At 64.8% G+C, this 5848-nt stretch carries 8 protein-coding genes; 7 read left to right on the top strand and 1 reads right to left on the bottom strand.

What is annotated here, in order from left to right; genetic code table 11:
• From VN856_RS11085 to VN856_RS11055, 7 genes are all read left to right on the top strand, one after another.
• On the top strand, positions 1 to 201 hold a 201-nt coding region (locus VN856_RS11085), incomplete at its 5' end, for an ATP-binding protein (RefSeq protein ID WP_325688904.1).
• 29 nt (positions 202 to 230) lie between these two features.
• The gene (locus VN856_RS11080) at positions 231 to 1082 is read left to right on the top strand and encodes an LLM class F420-dependent oxidoreductase (RefSeq protein WP_325688902.1); all 852 of its coding nucleotides are present in this window, start codon (positions 231 to 233) and stop codon (positions 1080 to 1082) included.
• 20 nt (positions 1083 to 1102) lie between these two features.
• Entirely contained in the window at positions 1103 to 1966 is an 864-nt protein-coding gene (locus VN856_RS11075) for an LLM class F420-dependent oxidoreductase (RefSeq protein ID WP_325688900.1), read from the top strand.
• A gap of 23 nt (positions 1967 to 1989) precedes the next feature.
• Positions 1990 to 2985 carry a dTDP-glucose 4,6-dehydratase gene (gene rfbB, locus VN856_RS11070; protein WP_325688898.1) on the top strand — a complete coding sequence of 332 codons (996 nt, stop codon included), beginning with the start codon at positions 1990 to 1992 and terminating at the stop codon, positions 2983 to 2985.
• Position 2986: 1 nt separating this feature from the next.
• Positions 2987 to 3589 (top strand): dTDP-4-dehydrorhamnose 3,5-epimerase, encoded by a 603-nt coding sequence (rfbC, locus tag VN856_RS11065; protein ID WP_325688896.1) that lies wholly within the window; start codon positions 2987 to 2989, stop codon positions 3587 to 3589.
• Between the two features lie 121 nt (positions 3590 to 3710).
• A complete protein-coding gene (locus VN856_RS11060; RefSeq protein ID WP_325688894.1) occupies positions 3711 to 3938 on the top strand; it encodes a deoxyribodipyrimidine photolyase in 228 nt (75 codons plus the stop codon).
• 63 nt (positions 3939 to 4001) lie between these two features.
• Positions 4002 to 5324, top strand: a complete 1323-nt coding sequence (locus tag VN856_RS11055; protein WP_325688892.1) for an adenylate/guanylate cyclase domain-containing protein — start codon at positions 4002 to 4004, stop codon at positions 5322 to 5324.
• A 14-nt stretch (positions 5325 to 5338) separates the two neighbouring features.
• Here the strand turns inward: VN856_RS11055 and VN856_RS11050 are convergent.
• A partial coding sequence (locus tag VN856_RS11050) for an HNH endonuclease signature motif containing protein (RefSeq protein ID WP_325688890.1) occupies positions 5339 to 5848 on the bottom strand: 510 nt, incomplete at its 5' end.

The following is a 5848-nucleotide window of genomic DNA, read 5'->3' as shown; positions in this document are numbered from 1 at the left end:
TTCTTCACCACCAAACCGGTCGGCGAGGGCACCGGCCTCGGGCTGGATTTGGCGTGGAACATCGTCGTGAAGAAACATCGCGGGGATTTGCGCGTGGAGTCCGTGCCCGGCGATACCCGCTTCATCGTGCTGCTGCCGCTGGAAAAGCCGCGCGTCGAGGATTTGGCGGATCCCGATCTGGATACCGAGCTGACGGAATAGACCGCATCACCGCACAGGTTGGAGCCACCATGATCGATACTGCTGCGAGCAAGCCCAATCTTGGCCGGTTCGGATCGTTCGGACGCGGCGTCACGCCTGAACAAGCCAAAGACATCGAAGCCCTGGGTTACGGGTCTGTCTGGGTCGGTGGTTCGCCGCCCGCTGAGCTGGCGTGGGTCGAGCCCATCCTCGAAGCGACGACGACGCTGCAGGTAGCGACCGGCATCGTCAACATCTGGTCGGACGCGGCCAAGCCGGTGGCCGAGTCGTTCCATCGCATCGACCGCGCCTACCCGGGCCGTTTCCTGCTGGGCATCGGCGTCGGGCACCCCGAGGCGATCACCGAATACCGCAAGCCCTATGACGCGCTGGTGGAGTATCTGGACGAGCTCGACGAACACGGCGTTCCGGCCAATCGTCGTGTCGTCGCGGCCCTGGGCCCACAGGTGCTCAAGCTGTCGGCACGGCGTAGCGCGGGCGCGCACCCGTACCTGACCACGCCGGAGCACACCGCCCAGGCGCGCGAATTGATGGGCCCGGCGGCGTTTTTGGCGCCGGAGCACAAGGCGGTATTGACCACCGACGCGGAGCATGCGCGCGCCGTCGCCCGCAAGATGCTGCCGGTCTATTTCAACCTGGCCAACTACCGCAACAACTGGAAGCGGCTGGGGTTCTCGGAGGAAGAGGTAACCTTCCCCGGCAGCGATCGGCTGATCGACTCGGTGGTGGCATACGGCACACCGGAGGCGATCGCGGCGCGGCTGAAGGAACACCTCGACGCCGGCGCCGACCACGTGCCTGTGCAGATCCTGACCAAAGATGAAAACCTAGTGTCGGCTCTGGCCGAACTGGCCGGGCCGCTGGGACTGAATCCGGCGTGACTGACCAGAGGGGGAGCTAGATGACAGAGGCCGCTTCGCTGAAACTCGACCTGGGTCGATACGGCGTCTGGCTTCCAAGTCGATCGATCAGCCCGAATCTCGCCCAGCAGATCGAGGCGCTGGGTTACGGGGCGGCCTGGATCGGCGGATCGCCCGATGGCGACCTGGCGTGGGTGGAACCGGCTCTGGCGGAGACGACGTCGCTGCAACTGGCGACCGGGATCATCAACATCTGGGCATCGCCGGCCGCCGATGTGGCGAAGTCCTATCACCGGATCGAGAACGACTACCCGGGCCGGTTTTTGCTCGGTATCGGCGTGGGTCACCCCGAGCACACCGGTGATTACAAGAAGCCCTACGACGCACTGGTCGAGTATCTCGACGAGCTCGACAGCGCATCGGTGCCGACCAGCCGACGGGTACTCGCTGCCCTGGGCCCCAAAGTGCTCGCTCTCTCCGCCGAGCGCAGCGCCGGCGCCCACCCGTACCTGACGACGCCGGAACACACCGCCCAAGCGCGCGAGTTGATCGGCAACACGGTCTTCCTGGCCCCCGAACACAAGGTGGTCCTGACCGCCAATGCCAACGAGGCGCGTGAAATCGGCCGGAAAACCGCCGACTTCTACCTCGGCCTGAGTAATTACGTGAACAACTGGCGGCGGCTCGGGTTCACCGATGCCGATGTCCGTAAACCCGGCAGTGACAAGCTGATTGACGCCGTCGTCGCCCACGGCACGTCAGAGCAGATTGCCGCACGCCTCAACGAGCACCTTGAGGCCGGCGCCGATCACGTGGCGATCCAGGTACTGGGCGGCCCCGACGGCAAGCTGGTGGGCGTACTGGAAGAGTTGGCCGGAGCGCTGGGTTTGACACCTCCGGGCTGAGGGGCCGCGCTAGGGTTTGCTCCATGCGGCTGCTGGTGACCGGTGGCGCCGGCTTCATCGGCGCCAATTTCGTGCACGCCACCATGCACGACCACCCCGAAGACGCGGTGACGGTTCTGGACGCCATGACCTACGCGGGCTGCCGCGAATCGCTGGCTCCGGTCGAGGACCAGATCAGGCTGGTCCAGGGCGACATCAGAGACGCCGATCTCGTTGACCAATTGGTGGCCGAGTCGGATGCGGTGGTGCATTTCGCGGCCGAAACCCACGTGGATAACTCGCTGGCGGATCCGGCGTCGTTCCTGCAGACCAACGTGGTCGGGACGTTCATCATTCTGGAAGCCGTACGGCGGCACGGGGTGCGACTGCATCATGTGTCCACCGATGAGGTCTATGGGGATCTGGAGCTCGACGATCCGCAACGGTTCACCGAGTCCACGCCGTACAACCCGTCGAGTCCCTATTCGTCGACAAAGGCCGCCTCCGACCTGCTGGTGCGGGGTTGGGTGCGTTCCTACGGCGTGCGCGCGACGATCTCGAACTGCTCCAACAACTATGGTCCGTATCAGCACGTGGAGAAGTTCATCCCGCGTCAGATCACCAATGTCCTCACCGGGCGGCGGCCGAAGTTGTATGGCGATGGGGCCAACGTCCGGGACTGGATCCACGTCGAGGACCACAACGACGCGGTGCGCCGTATCCTCGACGGCGGTCGGGCTGGGCAGACGTACCTGATCGGCGCCGACGGCGAACGCGACAACCTTTCGGTGCTGCGGACTCTGCTCGAGTTGATGGGCCGCGATCCCGACGACTTCGATCACGTTGTCGACCGCGCTGGCCACGACCTCCGGTATGCGATCGATCCGTCTCAGCTGAGCAACGAATTAGGTTGGGCGCCAAAGCATACCGATTTCGCTGAAGGATTGCGCACCACCATCGAGTGGTATCGCGACCACGAATCCTGGTGGCGGCCCCTCAAAGACGCCGCCGAGGCTCGCTACGAACGACAGGGTCAGTGACGTGCAGGTCCGGGAACTGGACATAGCCGGAGCATGGGAAATCACGCCGGCGGTGCATCCCGATTCGCGTGGGCTGTTCTTCGAATGGCTGACCGACCACAGTTTCACTGAGTTCGCGGGCCATCGGCTGGACGTCCGGCAGGCCAACTGCTCGGTATCGTCGGCCGGCGTGTTGCGCGGCCTGCATTTCGCGCAGCTGCCACCGAGCCAAGCCAAATACGTGACCTGCCTGTCCGGCTCGGTGTTCGATGTCGTTGTCGACATCCGGGTGGGCTCGCCGACATTCGGCCGCTGGGACGCCGTGGTACTCGACGACCGCAGCCACAAGACGGTCTACCTCTCCGAAGGCCTGGCGCATGGTTTCCTTGTCCTGGAGGATAATTCGACGGTGATGTATCTCTGCTCAGCGGAGTACAGCCCGCAACGCGAACACACCATCTCCCCCACCGACCCGGCGCTGGCGATCGATTGGCCGAGCGGGCACGAGCTGCTGATCTCTGACCGCGACGCCGCCGCGCCCACCTTGGACGAGGTGCGCGCCGCCGGCCTGTTGCCGAGTTGGGACCAAGCCCAGGCTTTCGTTAAGGGCCTGAGCAAGAGCTAGAAAGGCGACTTGCGCCAGCTCGATGGGCGTCTCCCGCTGCGGGACAGTTTGATTCCGGCCCATCCGGGTACCCCGTTCCGGGGTCGAGCAGGTGCCCCCTTTCGGCGCCAAGGAGGTCGTCATGCTTCATCAACTGTTGCTTGCCAGCTACAGCCAACCGGAAGCCGCAGGTTTCATTCTGCGTGGCATTCACGGCATTTTCGTCGCGATCGGTAGCGTCATCGCGGCGATCGTGTGCGCACTGGTCGCAGCGACCAAGGGCCGCAACCCATTTGGCTGGGGCATCCTCGGTTTGTTCTTCAGCATTCTGACGCTGATCGTGATTGTTGTGATCCCGTCCAAGAAGTAGCGGTGCGTCGACGCTTGGGCTGATACACGGTGCTCGACCCGTCCGTCGGCATAGACTTCTGCGGTGTTCTCCGAGACGCGCTATGCGATGAACGGGGATTTGCGGGTCGCCTATCGGGCGTCGCGTGAAGGTCCTCGCGACATCGTGCTTGTCCCGGCGTTCTTTAGCAACTGTGAGGACTTGCCTGAGCAGCCGTCTCTTCGAGGGTGGGTTGAGGCGATGACATCGCTCGGTCGGCTGATTTTCTTCGACCAGCCGGGCATTGGAGTGTCTGATCCCGTCACGTCGGGCGCGCTGCCGACTTTGGAGCTATGGGCCGACAGCATCACTGCGGTGCTGGATGATCTCGGGAGTCGTGAAGCGGTGCTGGTCGCGATGTCCGGCGCGCTCCCGGCGGGGGCACTGTTTGCGGCGACACATCCGTCGCGGACAGCCGGGCTCGTCGTGCTGGAGAGCTATGCGAATCCGATGGCTGAGCGCACCATCGAGGGACCCGCAGCCGAGCAGACCGCTGACGCCATGGCCGCCATGTGGGGCACCGGGGAGATACAGCATGTCCTGAATCCGGACATGCCGTGGAACGAGGAGATCCGGGCAGCGTGGGCACGCTATGAACGCCTGGGGGCAAGCCCAGGGACCGCTGCTCGCATGATCTCTCTGCTGGCCGAAACGGATGTACGGGCGTTGCTTCCCACAGTCCGTGTCCCGACACTCGTCCTCCATCACACCGATGACCCCTTTTTCCCGCCCGAGTGGGGCAAGGACGTCGCTGATCGCATACCGGGCGCGAAATACGTTGAGCTTCCAGGGCGCAACATGCTCCACATCGTTGAACCGTGGCGCGAGTCGTTCCAGGAGATCGCGCAGTTCATCACCGGCCAGCAGGCCGAAGTGGCCGATGACCGAGTGCTGGCCACGGTGCTGTTCACCGACATCGTGGACTCGACGCGTCGGGCCGCAGACATGGGCGATCGCGACTGGCGCGCGTTGCTTGATGCTCACGACGCAGTCGTCCGGTCGCAGCTAGCTCGCTTTCGGGGCCGCGAAGTGAACACCTCGGGCGACGGCTTCCTCGCGACCTTCGACGGCCCGCAGCGAGCGATCCGCTGCGCCATGGCAATTCGTGACACGGTGCAAGCACTGGGCATCCAGGTGCGGGCCGGACTGCATACCGGCGAGTGCGAAATTCGTGGCGAGGACATCGGTGGGATCGGCGTGCACATCGGGGCGCGCGTGAGCGCCCTCGCCGGGCCGAACGACGTGCTCGTGTCCAGCACGTTGCGCGACCTCGTGATCGGGTCAGGACTCGAGTTCGAGGACCGCGCCGCTCACCAACTCAAAGGCGTTCCCGGCGAATGGCGGTTGTTCGCCGTCGCCTCTGCGTAAACGACGACGGCCAATTAGAAGGGCGGCGGCTCGTCGTCCCGGGCCGGTGGTGCGGGTCCGCCAAAGGCGGCGTGCTGGGCGGCTTGCCGCGCCGCCCGGTTGTGTCGCCGTTCTGCGGCAACGTAATTGGCCCGGTTCTGGGCCCGGGTACGTCGACGCGTGGGCATCATCGCGGCACGGTCAGCACACCGCGACCGGTCAGGAACCGGCTCTAGCACCTGCGTGGGTACGCACAGACTGGGGAACACGAAGGCGCTGCCCGGCGCCGTCACATACGTCTGCTCGGATGGTGAGATCCAGATGACGGTGCCGTCGGGCAGTTGCTGGTCAGACCAACCCCAGAACGTCTTGAGCAAATGATGGCGCCGGCAAAGCGCTTTCAGGTTGGACGCGTGGGTGGCCCCGCCGTCGGCGTGGGGGACGGTGTGGTCGAGGTCGCAGCGCGTAGCAGGTTGGTCGCAGCCGGGGAATCGGCAGGTCAGGTCTCGGCAGCGGACGAAGTCGGCCAGTTTCCGCGACGGGGT

The sequence above is a fragment of the Mycobacterium sp. genome, from assembly GCF_035603715.1.
Classification (GTDB): domain Bacteria; phylum Actinomycetota; class Actinomycetes; order Mycobacteriales; family Mycobacteriaceae; genus Mycobacterium.
The sequence above is the reverse complement of the archived record's forward strand: the minus strand, read 5'-3'. Positions and strand labels throughout refer to the sequence as shown.

Excerpts from the sequence above, each read along its gene's own strand:
- VN856_RS11080 (WP_325688902.1), top strand. The coding sequence starts at position 231 with ATGATCGATACTGCTGCGAGCAAGCCCAATCTTGGCCGGTTCGGATCG.
- VN856_RS11075 (WP_325688900.1), top strand. The coding sequence starts at position 1,103 with ATGACAGAGGCCGCTTCGCTGAAACTCGACCTGGGTCGATACGGCGTC.
- rfbB (WP_325688898.1), top strand. The coding sequence starts at position 1,990 with ATGCGGCTGCTGGTGACCGGTGGCGCCGGCTTCATCGGCGCCAATTTC.
- VN856_RS11060 (WP_325688894.1), top strand. The coding sequence starts at position 3,711 with ATGCTTCATCAACTGTTGCTTGCCAGCTACAGCCAACCGGAAGCCGCA.